Origin of the sequence: Xenorhabdus santafensis (assembly GCF_033949405.1) — a bacterium.
Taxonomy (GTDB): domain Bacteria; phylum Pseudomonadota; class Gammaproteobacteria; order Enterobacterales; family Enterobacteriaceae; genus Xenorhabdus; species Xenorhabdus santafensis.
The window spans coordinates 33,321-50,690 of sequence record NZ_VCDN01000026.1 but is presented as its reverse complement, the minus strand read 5'-3'; the positions used below and the strand labels follow the sequence as shown (position 1 = coordinate 50,690).

Annotated in this window: 12 protein-coding genes; 5 read left to right on the top strand and 7 right to left on the bottom strand. The window is 42.4% G+C overall.

The features are described from left to right. Positions 1-272: 272 nt before the first annotated feature. The 7 genes from yfiB to pgaA form a co-directional block, all read right to left on the bottom strand. The gene (gene yfiB, locus FE392_RS07980; protein ID WP_319929702.1) at positions 273-758 is read right to left on the bottom strand and encodes an outer membrane lipoprotein YfiB; all 486 of its coding nucleotides are present in this window, start codon (positions 756-758) and stop codon (positions 273-275) included. Continuing rightward, positions 755-2,017: a diguanylate cyclase DgcN/YfiN gene (gene dgcN, locus FE392_RS07975; RefSeq protein ID WP_319929701.1), complete on the bottom strand. Its 1,263-nt coding sequence runs from the start codon at positions 2,015-2,017 to the stop codon at positions 755-757. Before dgcN ends, yfiB begins: the two co-directional genes overlap by 4 nt. Before the next feature lie 4 nt (positions 2,018-2,021). Further along, a complete protein-coding gene (yfiR, locus tag FE392_RS07970) occupies positions 2,022-2,492 on the bottom strand; it encodes a regulatory sequestration protein YfiR (RefSeq protein ID WP_319929700.1) in 471 nt (156 codons plus the stop codon). A gap of 333 nt (positions 2,493-2,825) precedes the next feature. Further along, entirely contained in the window at positions 2,826-3,251 is a 426-nt protein-coding gene (gene pgaD / locus FE392_RS07965; RefSeq protein WP_319929699.1) for a poly-beta-1,6-N-acetyl-D-glucosamine biosynthesis protein PgaD, read from the bottom strand. Beyond that, positions 3,248-4,579 carry a poly-beta-1,6-N-acetyl-D-glucosamine synthase gene (gene pgaC / locus FE392_RS07960; RefSeq protein WP_319929698.1) on the bottom strand — a complete coding sequence of 444 codons (1,332 nt, stop codon included), beginning with the start codon at positions 4,577-4,579 and terminating at the stop codon, positions 3,248-3,250. Before pgaC ends, pgaD begins: the two co-directional genes overlap by 4 nt. Further along, positions 4,572-6,608: a poly-beta-1,6-N-acetyl-D-glucosamine N-deacetylase PgaB gene (gene pgaB / locus FE392_RS07955; RefSeq protein ID WP_319929697.1), complete on the bottom strand. Its 2,037-nt coding sequence runs from the start codon at positions 6,606-6,608 to the stop codon at positions 4,572-4,574. Before pgaB ends, pgaC begins: the two co-directional genes overlap by 8 nt. A 10-nt stretch (positions 6,609-6,618) precedes the next feature. Beyond that, entirely contained in the window at positions 6,619-9,153 is a 2,535-nt protein-coding gene (gene pgaA, locus FE392_RS07950) for a poly-beta-1,6 N-acetyl-D-glucosamine export porin PgaA (protein ID WP_319929696.1), read from the bottom strand. A gap of 874 nt (positions 9,154-10,027) precedes the next feature. Between pgaA and FE392_RS07945 the strand changes: the two genes are divergently transcribed. The 5 genes from FE392_RS07945 to FE392_RS07925 all read left to right on the top strand — a co-directional run bounded on the left by FE392_RS07945 (position 10,028) and on the right by FE392_RS07925 (position 17,093). Next, a complete protein-coding gene (locus FE392_RS07945) occupies positions 10,028-11,383 on the top strand; it encodes an isochorismate synthase (RefSeq protein ID WP_319929695.1) in 1,356 nt (451 codons plus the stop codon). Positions 11,384-12,098: 715 nt separating this feature from the next. Then, positions 12,099-12,629, top strand: a complete 531-nt coding sequence (locus FE392_RS07940) for a fimbrial protein (protein ID WP_319929694.1) — start codon at positions 12,099-12,101, stop codon at positions 12,627-12,629. A gap of 276 nt (positions 12,630-12,905) precedes the next feature. Continuing rightward, positions 12,906-13,586, top strand: coding sequence for a fimbrial biogenesis chaperone (locus FE392_RS07935; RefSeq protein WP_319929693.1), 681 nt, complete (start codon positions 12,906-12,908; stop codon positions 13,584-13,586). A gap of 66 nt (positions 13,587-13,652) precedes the next feature. Next, entirely contained in the window at positions 13,653-16,193 is a 2,541-nt protein-coding gene (locus tag FE392_RS07930) for a fimbria/pilus outer membrane usher protein (protein ID WP_319929692.1), read from the top strand. Positions 16,194-16,205: 12 nt separating this feature from the next. Then, positions 16,206-17,093: a fimbrial protein gene (locus FE392_RS07925; RefSeq protein WP_319929691.1), complete on the top strand. Its 888-nt coding sequence runs from the start codon at positions 16,206-16,208 to the stop codon at positions 17,091-17,093. Positions 17,094-17,370: the final 277 nt, after the last annotated feature.

The following is a 17,370-nucleotide window of genomic DNA, read 5'->3' as shown; positions in this document are numbered from 1 at the left end:
TTGTTATTCAAATACGCAAACTTTTATTAACTTATTGCTTACAAGAAATCATATAACTACAAAAATCAGATTCTTCTTTGGGAAACAGTATCAAAGTATCGGCTATGTTACAGGAAGAAATAAGAGACAGGAAACAACTGGATGTTCATATGGCAAAATCTGAACAAAAAACACTTTTATTGATGGGAAGTTCTAAAATAAGCAGTATATCCTCGCCTTCCTTGGCAAAGATGAGAAATGATGGCGGGATAGTTTCACTGCATTACCATTAGTTATGGGGCAGTAATGACAATGGCAACCCGGCGGTTCTCTGCCCGGCCTTTTGAACTGCGGTTATCGGCAATTGGCTGGCTTGGCCCCAATCCCCGCGTGCTCAGGTTATTGCGTTGCATCCCACCTCGAGTCAGGGCATCAGCAACGGTATTGGCACGTTTAAGGGATAGTTGGTCGTTGTAACTCACTTCACCATAGTTATCCGTATGACCATCAAGGCGGGCGTGATTAATGCCGACTTTGGTTAAGACATTTGCCAGCTCTTTTAATTTCGCTTCACCGCTTGGATGCAGGTGAAACTGGTTATTACCAAACAATACCTTTTCTGACAGACCAAATAGCCAGCCTTCATCAGTTTGCTGGAATCCTTGTTGTTTGAGCGCAGCGATTTGAGCCGCTGTCAGGGCACCTTTATTCTGGCAGGCACTGAGGACAAGAGTGCTAATGAGTGCGAACACGATCACAAAGAAACGATTTTTGCTCATATTGAATTCCTTGATAGATAGTTTAGTTTTGTTGTATTTGCGGAATGCCAGCCGCCACCCCGTTGTTTAATGTGGTACATGGCTGCGTCGGCTTCAGACAGGAGTTGTTCTGCGGTTAAGTCACCATTGGACAAGGCAATGCCAATACTCAGAGTGATACGCAAATGTTGTCCGTTGGGAAGAAGGATGGGGATATCCATGGCATGAATAATATTTTTGGCGACACGCTCGGCATCTTCCAGATTGGCTGAAGGTAATAAGATGGCGAATTCATCTCCCCCAAGCCGGGCAACGGTGTCTGTTTTCCTGACCCTTCTTTTTAAGGTGGCAGCGATAGTCACCAAAACATGATCACCTGCGGCATGCCCATAAACGTCATTTACATATTTCAGCCTGTTGCCATCAATAAACAATATCGCCGCACTTTCACGCATAAATTTGTCGTTCATCACTGTAGAAAGAACACGCTCAAAGGTTGCCCGATTGGGCAGCCCGGTCAGTGAATCATGCTGTGCTTGCCAGGTTAAGACGGCTTTTTCCGTTTGCAGGTGATGTTGCCACTCTTCCAGCTCTTCAAGTAAGTGATTGAAGACTTGGCTCAGTTCATGCAGTTCAGCGATATGGGCAGAAGGAACGCGCCGTGAAAAAGCACGGCGTTGCCGGACGTCATGGGCAACGATAGTAATATTCTGCAATGCCCTGACAATCCCGTCGTGCATGCGCAGGGAAAGATAAAGTGAAATGACGGCACTGAACAGCAGGCAGGCAAATAACACAAATAAGGCCTGATAAATAAATTGGATAATGTGATCACTGTTACCAATTAACCAAACTGAACCTACTTTTTGTTGGTGGTGGTAAATAGGTTGGACGAAAGGATCAGGAAAAAGCCAGTATTCGACTAATCTTTTAAAATTACCGGTACGAGTATCCTGATCCACTTGCCAGCTTGCCAACAATTGTTGTTTTGCATCAAAAATCTTGGCTTCTGTAAAACCATCATGAACTGCAATCATTTCCAATACTTCTTTGGCTGCGGTCTTATCCTGAAAAACCACAGCAGCCTGTGCTGTATGGGCTATTGTCTCTGATATGAGTTTCAGGTTATTTTCCGCGTACTTTTGCATGGCAAGTAATGCCAATGAGGATAGAAATAAACCAACCACCGAGAGTATGGTGAATGTGATAATCAGATGTATCCGGTGAAAAGCCTGACGCAGGGTAGGGCGTGATGGCATCAGTGAATAACGCTTTTTCATAAGATTATTCCACCTTGCGTGCCAATTGGAGGACATTCGGATTCACGCGTACACCACTGCGCGTCAGAATATCGAGATTTAGGCTGAATGTTGCTTGAGTACTGTTGATGTTTAAGCAGAATGCGCTGCCAATCTCACATTGCACATTATTTTCTGCAATTGTCAGCAGGGGTTTGCTGTTTTTTTTGCGAATAACCCGATGTTGGAGTGATGGAGCAATCTGGCCATAGTAAATAACATCACATTTTTCTATTAACTGTTCTACGTTGAAATTCAAAGTTTCTATTTGTAATTCTGTGTGATCAGAAATCATATTTAGGTTGGTTAAGGTACTAATGTAATTGGACGGAGGCACCAGACATAAACGCAGGACGGTGTGTGCAGCAGGCCAATGTGTATAGCTGATGATGCCAGAAACCACTCGAGCGACGTTTTCATTGAGTTTTATTTTTTCACGGGAATCAGTCATAGCCATGACTGTTGAATTACTTATCACTACGGTTAAATATGAGACAGTCAAAAACCGCAGAAATAATCTGAAAATACACTGGGTATTTATAATACATTTGAAAATTGTACGCTCACAAAGATGATGAATCCGTTCAATCATTTGCATAACGTTTTCCAGTAATTGCCTTTCATAGAAATAATGTTCAGGTTACGAATAAGAGTATGTTCTCAGTAAGAACCTATCTCGCCTTGGAATTAATGTGGCTGGCTGAGATAGGTTGTAAAATCCATTGATAACCAAAGAGTATTATTTGAGATTGGTGTTCCAGTGTAATTTACTTCCTAAATTAATAGGCAGCTAACTCTGTATCGATGAGTTTTTATTGATTTCCATTATATGTCCATGATTGTCATAAGTGATACTGGAAACTTTGCTTTTCCGTAAGGCATCTAATAATTTTTGTTCCAAGGAAAAACTTTTTGCCACTTCAGTATGGGTAAGAAAAGGGCGGTGACTGCGTCGCTCTATTCTGAAACGGTATTGATTGTACTTTGCCCAACCGATTAACAAGAGTGCATTGAATATTGCAATGGCGAGATAAAGGGCTATCGAGCCCCACTCTGAAGTGAATGCCAAAATAAAAGGCTTGGGGCCATTGTGGGAAGAGTAAAATAACCCCAGCACAAATAAATAGATAAATCCTGCCCAAGCGAGAATGGTCAGTAAAATATCAAGCAAACGAGGTGATAGTTTTTGCTCGGTAAAAATCAAGGGATCTTTCATGATTCTATTCTCTCTATTCCTCGATCAGGGCTTTCCCAGCGTGCTCGTTTTCTGCGTACTTTGAGCATGACTTTGGGAAAAGAGATCAGCGTCGTAAACAGATTCAGCATCCAGTACACCATTGGATACCAAATTACCCAGAACAGCGATGAAGCAACGTGTTTTTCATAACGTCGTTCAATGATTAAACTAATGGTAAATTGAATAAGGCAAGTAGCCGCCAGTATTAATCCGGTATAGCCGGGTGGAAACAGCGTATAGACCCGTATGCTTTCTGGTAGTGTGACTACCAAGCCAAGGAAAAACAGAATGATGGAAAGGGCAAACGTGAATGACCAAATAACCGAACAACAAAATTCGGCGAACAATACCCACATCCGGCGGTATTCCCATGACCACAATTTGCGTAAATTTTTCAGGAATACTTCCGCTCCACCCTGTGCCCAGCGTAACCGCTGCTTCCACAATCCCCGCAGGGTTTCAGGCATCAATATCCAGCATATGGCGCGGGGTTCGAAGAAAATAGCCCAATGATGTAGCTGAAGTTTCCAACTCACATCAATATCCTCGGTGATCATGTCGTTGCTCCAGTAACCGACGTCAGCAAGCGCCCTGCGATTAAAGGCGGCGACAACACCAGAAACGGTAAATACTTGACCATAAACCCGCTGAGTCCGTTTGATCAGGCCAATGATGGAAGAAAATTCACCGACCTGAACTCGGCCGACTAAGGTTGAACGTGTCCGAACACGGGGATTGCCGGTCACTGCGCCCACACGGGGATGATCAATCATGGGCTTGACCAGCCAAACGGCCGCATCGCGATCGAGCAACGCATCCCCGTCGATACAAACCAGATAATCACTGTTGGCGGCAGCAGCCCCGGCCTGAAGCGCAGTGGCTTTCCCCTGATTCTGCGTTAAGTGAATGACTCTCAACGCCTGATGCTGTTTTGCCAAGGCATTGAGTTCATCTGCGGTGCTGTCGCTTGAACCATCATTGATAGCAATCACTTCAATGTTGGCATAACGCTGGTTTAATGCCGCCAGCAATGTTTCACGAACATTCGGCCCTTCGTTATAGCAAGGGATTAATATTGAAATGAGAGGGTTGCCTTCAAGGAGAGGTGCTTGCTCATCAACGACTTTCCAATGTCTCTCCCGATAGAACCAAAAATAGATGCCGCCTGAAATCCAAATGGCAGACATAAACAGAGGCCAGAAAAAAACAAAGTGCAACAAAACGTCGCCGGTAAACGTCACCGCGATACCGAGAGGGATGCTCAATACGAGACTGAGCACGAGAAATGCAAGGATACGGTCAATCATTGAGTGGATACCATTCTGGAGAAAGAACTGGACGAATTTCGTTCATTTCTGGTTGATCGTTGAGGAAATCATCAGGGTAATAACCAAAACTTTGTGCACCATTGAGCTGCAATTGACGCATCCATTCTGCTATCTGGCGTCCGGGGATCGCTCTTTTATTGACTGGCTTGCGCCAATCCACGGATTGAAGCTCAAAGACAGTTTTATCCAGCGCTTGTGGGCGTTGTGCGATGGTTTTTACCAAGCGGGATAACCACTGATTGCTTTTTGACAGAGGAATATTTTCCATTAATGGCATGGCCATTGGGGCAACCCAATCATAATGGGCAAGAAAATCATCCAGATTTTGCGCAAACCACTCTTCACTGTCGGGTTCTAAGATCGGCAAGGCAAAGATGTTGCGTGCGGTTTTGAGTTGATAGCCTCGTATAGATTGAAGTTCGCGGGTTAGTTCATGGGTAAAATCAACCAAGTACTGGCTTTTCAAACGCGTCCAACGGGCGAACTGTTCAGGGTTCTGACGAATGTCGGCAATGGATTTGGACAACCCAGCGGCTTGATAGACCTTGATGGCATCTGGGCCGGCGTCTTCAAAATCCGACATGACCGCATCATCGTGATACAAAATTCCCTGAAAAATAGCATGGGCCGCTAAATCCTGATAAATCTCTTTGATGCGCTGACGGTTCTCAGGGTTATAGGGAGATAGCCGGCGATATTGTGTCGGGTTCACAAACAGCTTGTTGCTATTTTCATCGTAGCTCATCACGCGCGGGAATGAGGGATCCAATTCAAATGCCAAAACCGGCATCCATGCGTAAACATCAATGTTCAGCCGGCTGTGAAGCTGCCAAGAGACGCGGTTGAACAGATCCGCCCGCATCGGCAACCAGCGATTGGGAAAATAGAGCTGGTGCACATTGCCATCCCCTTTGGGATCGGCAAAAGCTTGCAGAAAAACAGTATTGACGCGGAGATCAGCGACGCGCTGGACAAGTTCATCGAGATTGCTGGCCTGCTGAATTGGATCCGGATCATACACATAGTCCAAATCAATGTGGGCAATCCGCATAATGCGTTTATTTTGTACCTGAATGACTTGCTCCGCGAACTCTTTTAGAGACGGATTATTGGTAAGCAAAATGCGTGGAACATTATCGAGGTTATTGGCATCTGCCAGCCCATCATCCAGTGTCAGCGCCATTTTGTAGCCGTAGCGCTTGGCTATTTCCAGTGTTACGCCGCTATCCATACCATAAGGCCAGACCCAAACCCGTGGCTGCTTGCCGGTTGCAGCAACAATTTTTTGGGTGATGGTGGAAATGTCTTTTTCCATCCGTTGGCGAAAGGCTTGTTCATTTTCATATTTACCCGTCTTGGGATCATAAATGCGAATGGCGGCGGCAGGCTCTGTGTTGCCTTGTGGATTGCCAATGGCACCGTAATGATGTTGATAAGTATGGGAGCCAATTTCCACTAAACCAGAGCGTGACATTTCAGCTACCTGTTCCCATGTGGTAAAACGTTCCCTCGGCACCATCAAACCACCAAAATTAACGGGTTTGCCAAAAGGGGCATCGACCCAGATTCCGACGGGCGCCAGAATGGCGGGCCAGTTATAGGCTTTGAGCAAAGGGAATACACGATGATAAAAACTGCTGTAGCCATCATCGAAAGTGAGCAGTACAGCCTTGGGTGGAAGGGGGGCTCCCCCTTGATTGGCTGCAAGAATTTGGTCGACCGTGATGGGTTGGTATCCATTTTCCCGCAGCCATGCAAATTGATCATTCAAGGCGCTGGTGCGGACTGACATAAAGCGTTGGTCTGCCCCATCATCTTCGACATCATGATAAGCCAGAACCATGTAACTATTTTGCGGCCATGCGCGTTCATTCATGGGAAGGGGGCGCTGTGCCGGTGGAATGAAATCTGGTTTTTTTGCGTATGCCATCGTATGAAATTGGGAAAGAATGAAACCAATCAGCAATGCCGAAATCATCAACCAGTGGCGAAAAACATTGTGTATCATAAAAAATCCTTTAGAACCGATAAATTAAATCAAAAGCAGCTTGCAGATTACGTTCCCGTTTACCGTCGTAAGGGCGCTTGTCCAGAGTCACTTTCACTCCGGCATCAATGACGTCATTCCACTTGATGCGTTGGCCGTAGCCCACCATTGTGATTAATCCATTGTCATAGTCCTGCTGCCAGTATTGACCGATGCCTGCCTCAAGTTGCTGGCTCCAGACAGTTTGATAATGCCGGTACATGATGTGATCCGCTGCCAACTTAGGCAGGAATGTGTAATCACTTCTGGGATTGAAGTAAGGTGTATTTTTCTGGGAGTTGTTGAAACGGTTCTGGTATTTGCTACGAAGGCTATTGTGGGATGCACTCAGTTCCAAGGCTGCATCAAGTTTTAAATAAGGTGTGGTATACAAGCGTTGAATACCATCAATGCCATATTCAAATCGATTATTGCCGTCTGAGAAGAACAAAGGCGCAAACCGTACTGTCCACTGGCTGCGTTCGCTGTGTTTCCAGCGTGTATAAATTTGCCCGCCGTTGGCGTGAATATTGCCGTTCAGGGCACGCAGTGGAGTACTGCGGGCAAGGCGCTCAACTGAGCCTCCCATGCGCCACTGATCATTGAAATCATGCCATCCGGCAATGCGCAGCCCTGTTTTCTTACCATGCCGATAGTCACGGGCGGAAATTTCACTCTCCAGCCAAAAATCCCGCGATCGCCATTCAATACCGCCACGCAGATCACGGTTTATGCCTTGGCCTTCTGAGAACTGTCCACGATGGTAAGCACCTCCGGCAAACAGGCGCCAATTATCATTAATCGGTGGGCTGTAGAGCACCACATCGATATCTGAATTATGTTTGCCACTGTTTGGGCTTTCGGAATCAATACCCTGATTGATGTTGACGCGAAGTTCTGACATGTGATGCACATTGCGCAACCGGTCAAAGCGTCTGGCAAGCATGTTTTCTGGTGTGCGGGCAATAACATCATCGGCCAGTAAATCCACCTGCTCCCACTCTTGCAGCGCCAAAGCGGTAAAACCCTGCTGGATCTCCAGAAAGAGATTGCGGGGTTCAATACCCTCAATTTGTTTCAGTTCGCTTTCTGCCCGGCGCGGCCAACCGCGATCCAGCCAAACAGCGGCCAGATCCATACGTAATTTCTGATTGCCGGGAGCCGTGCGGGCTAAATGAGTAAACCGTTTTTCTGCCAAAGGCAGGTCTTCATGTAACTGCGCAGATTCAGCTAAAAATTGTTTCCCTTGCAGCCAGTTATCATTGGGAACAGGTAAGGGGGAACCAAAAACATTGACCATATAGGCATTGCGTTGTTTGATGCTGGTGGCCAGTTGTTGTGCTTGGGTGAGATGCTCACTTTCGGCATCGGCATAGAAAAGAACACTGTCATCTTCAGGGGAAACCGCGGGTACAGATGTTTTTCCGACAGTCAGCACATTGCCATTGGGGTAATTCAACGAACGTAAAATATCCCGCGCCTTGTCAGGCTGGCGCAGGTTCAAATAAGCCGAAGCTAGCCATTTCTGCGCATATTCCGGCATATTTATCCCTTCAGCCTGTAAAGAGTGATACTCATCGATCACTTCTTGCATACGATGGCGGGCGAGAAGAGCACCAAGGCGATCGATGCGTCCCCGTTGATAATCTTGCCGGGCATCTGGCAAAGCCTGCCATTGATTGAACATCTGTTCGTAACGGGCCAGTGCTTTGTCTGCGATAGCAAACCGCTCTGTCTCGCTCCGGTTAGGCATTATTGATAACCGAACCAATTCTGCTGCGGCATCAGATTCCAGCCTGCGCATTTGTGCTGGGGATAATTGCGCCGTATATCGCTGTCCTAAATGCCAAGCAGGGCCGTTTATGCGATTGTTTTTTAAGCTGGCCAGATAATCTTTAGCCACATCTGCATTATCGGGAAACCGTTCATGGGCGGTAGAAAGCATTTGCATGGCATCCCATGTGCGCCCGGCTGCCTGATCAACATAAGCCATTAAACGATAATTCGCCGCGTTTGGCTGGAGCGCGAGTAAGCCCCTTGCCAAATGACGGGCTTCTTTATCCTGTCTGGCATCAGCCAATGTCATGATAAGGCCTGCTTTTATATCATCGTTTTGTTTTTCTAAATTTTGTTTTCCTAAAGCTAAGGCTGTGCGCCACAGTTGAATTGACTGTGACCACTGGCGTTCATTGCGATAAGCCCGGGCAGCGGCAGTTACTCCCCTAGCTGGTATAGGCATTGAGCGATAACGTTGCCAAAGGGAAATGACTTCATCATCATGCCCGGCCCAGCTTGCTATTTGCAGCCAATCGGCAATTTGTGAGGAGGAAAGGTGGCGTTGTTTTTCTTCCTGACGAATATATTCAAGCATGGGAGTGGTATTCCCATTTCTGGCTTGTTGAATTAATGAATCGTAATCCGTTTGTGCAGCTTCTGTTGTTATTGCACAACCTAATGATATAAATAGCGATAACAGTTTATACCGATATCTATGATAGCCTATCGGCCTGAAATAAAGATATGACACGGTATCCCCTTTTTATACTGCCCATTGATTTTTAGAACAGCAAAATTAGATGGAACTAGATTTAATTTAAATTAAGGAGAGTTTTTGAACTATCCATTTTTGAAGAGGCAGAATAATACGCACTGGGTTAATTTATATCAATGGGGAAAATTCAGAAAATAATTATCTCTATTTTATTTCATTACGCGATTATATTAATTCAGCATAATAATCTCAAATTATACCTTTGATAATTAATTATATATTTTTTCTTTAAAATCATTATCTTGTGTTATTTTTATTGGGGGTTTATAAAATTTAAAAAAGGTAAGGAATAGTAATTTCAGCTTTTTCAATAAAAAATACTTAGTCTGACTGTAAGTGTTTTTTATTGTCGTTTTTTATCATGGAAGCATAACTTCCCCCTGATTTCTTATCGCAATAACTGAACTACTGGCTTTAATAAGAAGAGTTATTAACCTTTCCATCTAAGTTCTAAATGGATTATTTCTTATCGGAAGAAATATTAATTAACATTGAAGTTTTCAATGAAAAATAAATGAACAATATTAAACTGATGGATTTTATTTCAGTATTTAAATAGGGTTGATTAGCCAACCGATGATTATATTGCGAAATTAAATGCTATTTCTGTCGGCTCTATAAGTGGAAATGTATTGCTGGGGAAATTGTATTCATTAGGATTAAAACAACGTTCATCCAGAGAATGGTTGGGGCGGCTGGCTGCATTCATGCACTCAAGAAGAAACAGCAGGGCATATGAGAAATTGCAGGTAAAAAACTCACAAACGATAACCTTATAAACGATAGTGCTTTCATAATTTTTGGTGGTTCGTATAATTCTTTTTTTATCATGTTGTTAACGGGGAAAAATGTGAATCAAATTGCCAATATTATCGCTGATGTGTGCGAGTCTCTTAATGCTGAAGATGTTAGCGAAATTGGCATCCAATCGTTTTCTTTCGTGTTGCCGGCAGGCAAAAGTGACCATTGGCTGGAATGGCTATCTGCTCAGCCCCATTATCCTCAATTTTACTGGCAACATAGAGAAGGCCATGAAGAAGTTGTTGCTTGCGGGAAAATTCGTCTATTCAGCAATATCCTTGAGGCTGAGCAATTTCTCCAGCGGCATCACCAATTCTCCCAGATGCGTCTCTGGGGCTTAAATGCTTGGAATAAAGTCAATTTTTATCACGCTTATGATGAAAATGCGGGACAGGGCAAGCTCGAAGATACCATTGGTGAAGAAAGCTATCTGTTTCTTCCCCGGTTCGAATTACGCCGCTATCATGATGAAAATCGTTTATACATCAATGTTGATGGGAAAAACGATATTGAAAATGCCTGTCAGTTCCTGAGTCAGCTTCTCCCCCATGAAACACTTTATCCGTTGCAGACAGCCATTTTGCAGGCGAGGCATACACCGGAACATGGGCAGTGGAATATTCTGCTTAGTCAGGCACTGGATGCCATTACCCAGAATAAAATGGAAAAAGTGGTCATGGCACGCAAAACTGAGCTGGTGCTCAACTCCTCCTTGCCGGCAGCCCAATTTATGGCAGCCAGCCGTCAGGTAAATCACCACTGTTATCATTTCATGCTGGCATTTGATGCTGAGCGTGCTTTTATGGCTTCGACACCGGAACGGTTGTATTACCGTAATCAGTTACAACTTTATACTGAAGCATTGGCAGGGACTGTGGCAAATGCTGAAGATGATCAGGAAGCCGCTGAATTGGCCCAATGGTTGCAGGAAGATAAAAAAAACCAGCATGAAAACCTGATTGTTGTTGATGATATCTGCCAGCGTTTGCAAGGTGGTGTCATTTCGATTGATGTTGGCTTACCTGATGTGATCCGCTTGAGAAAAGTTCAGCATTTGCGCAGACATATTCGTGGAGTCTTGAAGCAGGTGAGCGATAGCGATTGTTTGCGTCGCTTACAGCCAACAGCGGCTGTGGCCGGTTTACCCCGTGAGGCAGCCCGGAAGTTTTTGGCGGAAAATGAGCCATTTAACCGTGAGTGGTATGCGGGTTCGGCGGGATATTTATGCCTGGAACAGAGTGAATTTGCAGTTTCACTGCGTTGTGCGCAGATCAATGGCAATATACTGTCACTCTATGCGGGAGCGGGTATCGTTGCTGATTCAGATCCTGAACAGGAATGGATTGAAATAGAAAATAAAGCTGCCGGATTGCGTACATTGCTGATCAGTTTGATTGATGAATAAATTATTTTCGCTACATTTCTCGGGGTTCTATTCAGTATTCTTTCTGTGGGAATATTAATTTCGTTATTTATTATCATCATTAATTTAATTAATTTTCCAAATAGCGACTTGGTCGTTTATTGGCCTGGAAAATTTAGTTAACTCCCCCGTCGATATCTAATCTGGTTTTTTTCTTGCTTAATACCATTGCCTATTTGTTTGTATCTATCTGAATTTAAATTATTAATTTTTATGAAAAGCAGACTGTCACATGGGTTAATATAACTATGTAAATCATTTAATTGGTAAAATAAAACATAGATAATATCTATAAAACAATAGTGACTATTAGAGTACTAATTATATATAATTTTATAATTAATGATTTTTCAGCATTATATTTATTGATTTCGCTTATACATAATGCGCCATAGTAAACATTTAGTAAAAATGTAGCATAAAGTTCTGAATATACATGGTATTCGGGAAATTATGTTGATCTATGTTAAATTAACGCTATTATGATCCTGTCTTAACCGAAATGCTAAAACTAATCTCTTATAGGCCACATAAGAGAGGGGGATGGCTGTATCTTTTGGATAAAAGACAATCGTTGTAGATGCGCTAACGAAGTGTGTCGGAAGTGTCTATCAAGTACGTGATCATATTTCCTTATCTTCTGTAATTTTTAATCAGTTGATAGGATTCTTTATATCAACTAATGGGGTTTAATTTAATGAAATCTAAGCTGCTTATTTCTTCTCTTTTTATATCTTCTTTATTTGCTACAACTGCAAATGCAGCAGATGGTAAAGTTCGTTTTGAAGGAGAAGTAATACAGAATGCTTGTAAGGTTCATAGCGACTCTGCGGATCAAACCGTTAAAATGGGTGTTGTTAGTTCTAGTTCATTCAAAAATGTAGGTGATACTGCTGCACCAACAAAATTTGAAATCAAATTACTGGATTGTCCAAAAGAGATGAAAGAGAACCATGTGACTATTAAATTTGATGGTCCTAGTGATAACCAGAATAGAGACCTTTTAGCGCTGTCTAAAGATCATAATTCTGCAACTGGTGTTGCTATTGGTATTTATGAAGCAGATACTCAGTCTAATATCTCTTTGGCTTCATCCTCTATGAATAATCCAATTGTTAAAGGTGGAGAACAATCGTTAAAATTCGTTGCTAAATATGTTGCCACTCAAAAGCAAGTAAGCCCAGGCGCTGCTAATGCGGTGACTAATTTTACTGTAGCATATAATTAATAGTTTTAAATTCATATATTATCCTTAGTAACTTTCAAGTTATAGTTTAATTTAAAAAACTGTAGCTCGAAAATTTATACCTTATGGGTTTCAGATTTCGTCTAATTGGTAAAGGGAGCATGCCTCGGGAACATATTTTATTATGTTGGAGGGAGAGTGAGTATGGCCAACAAAGATGTAATTTGAAAGACTATGGGTATATATGCGTAAACCTGACAAGGATGCCAGGTTTACTCTATTAAATATAACCAACCATAATTGGGTGGAGAAATAACCGTGTCCTGTTATCGTCTTTTCTTTGTTATTTTATTCTATTTTTTAAGTGGTAGTATCGCTGTTGCAGGTGTTGTTATTGGTGGAACCCGAGTTGTTTATTTGAGTGATAAAAAAGAAGTTTCTATTTCTGTGACTAATCCAGAGCAGGATTCGGTTTATCTGATTCAAACCTGGATTCAAGATGAAAACGATAAAACAAAAACGCCTTTTATTGTAACGCCACCATTATTTAAGTTACCGGCCAACAACGAAAATGTTGTACGAATTGTTAAGGTTGGCAATGAATTACCAACGGATAGGGAATCGATATTTTGGGTTAATATTAAATCCATTCCAAAAATATCAAATTCAGATTCAAATATAAATCAATTGCAAATTATCGTAAATTCACGTTTAAAATTATTCCATCGCCCTGCTCATTTGAAAGAACATGCGATGGTTGCTTACAAACAAATTAAATTTAAAAAAGAAAATGGGAAATTGGTAGCTGAAAATCCCACGCCTCATTTTATCTCATTTTCATCTCTTGATGTTGATAACCACAAAATTAACCATGCCGGTATGATTAAGCCTTTTGGTCAATTAAGTTGGCCTTTGCCGCTGAAAAACGCTCAAAAAGTAAATTGGAAGGCTATTAATGATTATGGCGGTGAAACTCAGGCTGAATCTATGGATATTTAGTTTTTATATCCGATGAATTTTAAATATTAGCCAACAAACGACTTCATCACATTTTAGAAAATTTATATGCCAAAACTTATCCAACATAATCTTGCTGACCGATTTTATCGTGGCAAGAATTATAGATTTTTACTTTCTGCATTGATTGTGATAGGAGATTGCTCTTACCACATAACGGGACATGCGGAAGATAAATTCAATATTCAAGCATTAAAAATTGATGGGTTATTGCCTGAAGATGTAGACTTGTCTATTTTTAAAAATGATTTGCAGCCACCGGGGAATTATTTGGTGGATGTTTTTTTAAATACCAAGGCGATAGGCAAAGAACGTCTTGAATTTATTGTGGAGGATAAAAAACTAAAGCCAAAACTAACGGTGAAACAATGGCAGGAAATGGGCGTTAAACTGGATATGTTTCCTGAGCTGGCTAAGCTATCTCCCGATACAGTGGTGACAGATATTGACAAATATATCTCCCATGCAAGTGTTGATTTAGATTTTAATCGGCAACGCTTAAATATCAGTATTCCTCAAATAGCTTTGAATTATACTGCTCACAATGATGTTCCCCCTAATTTATGGGATCAAGGATTAACAGCCTTGATGATTAATTATAATTATGCTGGTTCCACAAATTGGCAAAGCCGACATCATTCAACGAGGAGTGATTTCCTGAGTTTGGCATCAAGAGTGAATTGGCAATCTTGGCGCTTTCGCAATGAGTCTATTTACTCCGATCAGAATCAGCATTGGCAAAGTGTCAATACATATTTACAGCGTGATATACATCCCCTCAAAGGGCAATTGACGATTGGTGATAGCTTTACATCCAGTCGCTTATTCGAGGGGGTGCAATTCCGTGGTGTTAAACTCGCTTCCGATGAAAACATGTTGCCGGATAGCCAAAGAGGCTTCGCTCCAATTGTACGAGGTATTGCCCAGAGCAATGCACAGGTGACAATTAAGCAAAATAGTTATGTGATTTATCAGACTTATGTTCCGCCGGGAGCATTTGAAATTAACGATCTGTATCCCACTACAACCAGCGGCGATTTAGAAATTATTATTAAAGAGGCAGATGGCCGGGAGCGCGTTTTTACTCAGTCATTTACAGCAGCTCCCATTATGCTAAGGGAAGGCAGTATCAGGTATTCATTGGCAATGGGTCGTTATCGCACAGTAAGTCACAACCAGCGTAAACCGTATTTTTTCCAGGGAGAATTGAACTACGGTTTATATAAAAAGCTGACGGCTTATGGCGGGACGATTTTATCCGATAAGTATCAATCTGCTTTGCTTGGGGCGAGTATTGATTTTGGCAAATTAGGGGCACTCTCGACTAATGTCACCCATGCTTGGGCTGAATTGCCCTCCAATAACAGAACATCGGGTTTGGCCTATAAGGTGGAATATACGAAAGGTTTTTCGCAGACGGGCACGCATTTTTCGCTTGCGGATTACCGATATTCGACAAAAGGCTTTTATGATTTCTCTGAGGCCAATCGTATTGAATCACCGCCTTATTATTCTGGAAGCCTGAATAAAAAAAATAAATTTCAGTTACAAATCAACCAATCATTGGGAGATTTTGGCGGATTATATCTCACTGCATCGCAGCAAGATTATTGGCAAAAAAAGGGGTATGAGCGTTCAATCAATGCGAATTATAACGTCAGCCACAAAGGGATCAATTATAGCTTGGCTTATACCTATAGTATTCAGCCGAATACCAGCGAACATGATCAAATACTCTCGCTGAGTGTCAGTGTGCCCCTCGATCGCTGGTTAAAAAATAGTTGGGCGAGCTATGGTGCTAATGTCAATAGGCGCGGCCGCCTGTCGCAGCGAATTAATCTGAATGGAACCATGTTGGCGGATAATAATCTGTCCTATGGCTTGCAACAAGATTATTTCAATAAAGGCGAGGGAACCAATGGAAATATCCATGTGGGTTATAAAGGAAGCTATGGTCAAATCCGTGCCGGATATAACTATCGATACGAAAATGATAAGAGTTATAGCCAGCAATTAAATTACGGTTTAACTGGCGGAATTGTCATCCATCCATATGGGCTGACTTTATCTCAGGTAATCGGTGAAACTGCGGTATTGGTGCGGGCAAAAGATGCGAAAGGCATCAAAATTGCCAATCACTCAGCGGTGACTACGGATTGGAACGGTTATGCCGTTGTGCCCTATGCCAGTAGCTACCATAAAAACAGGGTGGCTTTGGAGCCTCACTCCTTTGCTGACGATGTTGATATTGATGTAAATACGCAATCTGTTGTGCCGACAAAAGGTGCACTCGTTCTGGCCGATTTTCAAACCCGCAAAGGGAACCGGATCTTGATGTATCTCTCTTATCGCGGCAAGCCAGTGCCTTTCGGAGCCAAGGTCATGTCGGAGCAATCAAACGAACTTAGTGAAGCCCAGAATGCGATTGTCAGTAGTGAAGGGCAAGTCTACCTCACGGCCATGCCAGATAGTGGCAAGCTACGAGTTCAATGGGGGGGAGTAAACCCTAAAATTTGCATTGTCAATTATATCCTGCCGGAAAAAAGACCTTCATCTGGCCTATATACCTTGGATATGAATTGCGAATAGGATCTTGCTTATATGTTTATTTTCTATAAAAAATACTCATTATTGTTGGCTGCTATCAGTGTGTTAATAGGGATGTCTATCAATGATAGTTATGCGGGTTCTTGTCATTTAAGAAAAGGTTTCTCTGTACAAGGACACAAATCGTCAAATGTGACATCTACTGTGGGTAGAGAAAACAGTGTGGGGAATTCGATTTGGTTTCGTCAAATGGATATAGTCGGAGAAAGCTACTCCTGCAGTTCGCCGGAAGAAATTGTCTGGGAAGTCAAAGGGCACTCCCGTATTATGCGAGGCGGCGATGAAGCGACTTATGATACTGGCGTATCGGGTATAGATATGCGGATCCGAATCCATGATAAGGGAAAGCAAGCCGAGCTTGCATTTGTGAAAACACAACATTTGACTGGTTCAGGTTTTATTAAGCCGATCGAAATTACAGCTCGCGTGTCAGATCTTAAAATATATTCTTCAACATTTGAAGATATAAACTTCATACCATCCACTTGTCACTTGAAAAATAATGAAGACATTATTGTCAAGATGGATAAGATCGGAACCAGAGATTTTTCCGGTATTAATAGCACAGCAGGCGAGAAACCGTTTGATATTAATTTGGATTGCAATGCCAGAACCCCCATTGGAATTGTATTAAAGGCGACGAGTTCAGGCAGTACTGATAATGTACTGGCAGCTGAGCAAGGTAATGATGCAGCGGAAGGTGTCGGCATTCAGGTTTTATATCAAGATCAACCTGTGATATTTGATTCTTTAATTAAATTGGGTATCAGTGAGCTCGGCTATTATTCGATTCCTTTCAAGGCGCGTTATATCCAAACAGCTGGCCATATCACTGCGGGAAAAGTTAATGCAACGGCAACATTGTATATTAACTATCCTTGATAATGTTCTTAAGTAATGCCAATCTGTAAGACCAGCCAAAAATTACCTTCTGGCTGGTTTTCTCTTTTTATTGTCAAGCAAACCCATTCCCAAACAAGTTAGTCATTGATCAACCTACCCGTATCTCAAGCATCAGCGTGGCGCGCAAAACTCTATGGCTGAAATTATTGCTAATTAAGTGACAATTCTTTGAACTAAGATAAAGAAATGGCTTTTACAACGATTAACGAAATGAATGCCTTATATAATACCTTTTATTTGTTAACATTTTTTTGAA